Origin of the sequence: Haloarcula laminariae, from assembly GCF_025457605.1 — an archaeon.
GTDB lineage: Archaea > Halobacteriota > Halobacteria > Halobacteriales > Haloarculaceae > Haloarcula > Haloarcula laminariae.
The window spans coordinates 1-2085 of the sequence record NZ_JAMZFY010000008.1; the positions used below are offsets into that span (position 1 = coordinate 1).

Here is a 2085-nt window from a genome sequence, read left to right on the forward strand (position 1 = left end):
GGGCGCGACCGAGTGGAGCGCCCGCAGGGTCCGACCGGAGGGAGGACCCCTCTTCAGCGGGGGCGGTTGCTGTGAGTGTCGATCAGCCAACCGACCACCCGGCAGAGCGCAACGGTCGCTCGTTCTCTCGGCCTTCCGAGAGCGACCGTGCAGACTCCACAAACCACCGTCTGAGGCCGTCTAACCGGCAGGCTCTATCTGCCCCCCTCACGGAAGAGGACGGAGTCGCGTTACGCGAAGAGGTCCGCGACTGGGGCAACACCGACGGCCACCGGCCCGTCACCTGGGGAGCCGCTGTTCGCCGCTGGCGCACCTACATCGAGGAGGCCGACACGGACATCGTGCTACGGAACGACGCCACCGGCGAGTACTCGGCAGGCTCGGACCCGCACAGGTTCGCCGAGGAGTACAGCAACAAGCAGTATGCGAAGCTCAAGGACTTAGAACGTGGTTTGCGCCGGGACTACGGGAAACGGCTTCACACGGCCATGCTGTCGCTTACAGCGTCATCGACCGACGACGACGGCGACCCGCTCCCGCCCGTCGACCACCTGCACGAGCTCGACTCCAGCTGGGAGGCCGTCCGTCGAGAGCTGTCCAGACAGCTCACCGACCGCCGCTGGGAGTACCTCGCCATCCTCGAACCGCACGAGTCGGGCTACCTGCACATCCACATCGCGGTCTTCGTCGAGGGCGTCGTCACCCGCGACGAGTTCGCTCCCGTCATCGAGGCCCACCTTCGCAACTGCGACCAGGCCGGACGGGACGCGCACGACACCGCGGACGATTCGACCATCTCGATAAAGCGCGTCGGATTGGACAGGAGAGAGCTTCACGCGGCCGCTGAGGGCTTCGAGTACGGCGAATCCATCGGGAACCTCGGTACGTACCTCGCGGAGTACCTCGGGACGCACAGCGGCGACCCGCTCGATGCGCCGGACCACCAGCAGATGTCGAACGCCGTCCTGTGGTCCACCGGAAAACAGCGCTGGCGACCCTCACAGGGCGCCCAGTCGTACATGGCCAGTATCCGACCCGACGACGACGCCACGGCGTCGGAGTGGTCAGTTCATGGAGTCGTCCAGGGGACCGAGTTCATCCGCGTCGAAGAGCCGACCGGCGGCGTCGATAGGTTCGTCACGTCCACCCACCCACCCGGCTAAGGGTACGTTACCTGACACTGGAAAACCGCCATACGGCGAACGGTCAAAGGGTTTTATACCGTTCAAACTGACATAACAAACGAGGGAAGGCCGCAACCGGGGCCAGCGAAGGCAGAGCGAGCGAAGCGAGCGACCACCGAGCGCGCCGGCTGCGGCATCCCGCAGTGGTCCGTCGCGTCGATCTCCTCGACCACCGACCGAGTCCCGGCCACCCGGCCGCCATCCCACCCGACCACCCACCCGACCGCGGCCCCCTGCGGGTCCGGGCGGTGGGTGGTCGCAACCACCTGCTGTGCGGTCTCGGCACACCAACTTGAACAACTCTGTAAACAGCAACACAAACCTTCTCTGTACAGTTTTCAGTACGTAGGGTTTCGGAATAAAGCAGTCTCGCACAAACTGGCCAGTTTTCTCCAAAAACTGGCTCAGTTCCAGTTTGAACAACTCCGTATCGAGAACCTGACAGTTTACCGGGGTCCCCACGGTAAACCGTTCATGTCACGAACCAGAGTTTTCCCAGATTCCTCGAATCTCCGATTACGCGAATCTCCGATTACGCGAATCGTCGATTCTCGCCCACCCGGTTCTAACCTTTAAGTACCAACGTGGTCACTGTGCAATCAGTTGAAAGCGTGTCCGGATAAGGGCCGGACAACACCGCTGCGGCGGGCGTGCTTGCTTGCATTGAGGCTCTCGCCCGCTTCAACGGCCGCGTATGGCTCTTATCCGTCCGTCTGCAAAGGTGTTACGCCTGAAGCAAGACGGCAGGTACAGCAGGCTCAGCAACCGCCACAAGGGCGCGACCGAGTGGAGCGCCCGCAGGGTCCGACCGGAGGGAGGACCCCTCTTCAGCGGGGGCGGTTGCTGTGAGTGTCGATCAGCCAACCGACCACCCGGCAGAGCGCAACGGTCGCTCGTTCTC

General features: G+C 63.6%; 1 protein-coding gene. It reads left to right on the plus strand.

From position 1 onward, the window contains the following. Positions 1-71: 71 nt before the first annotated feature. Positions 72-1163, plus strand: coding sequence for a rolling circle replication-associated protein (locus tag NJQ98_RS18970; RefSeq protein ID WP_262181718.1), 1092 nt, complete (start codon positions 72-74; stop codon positions 1161-1163). The last annotated feature ends 922 nt before the right edge of the window (positions 1164-2085 follow it).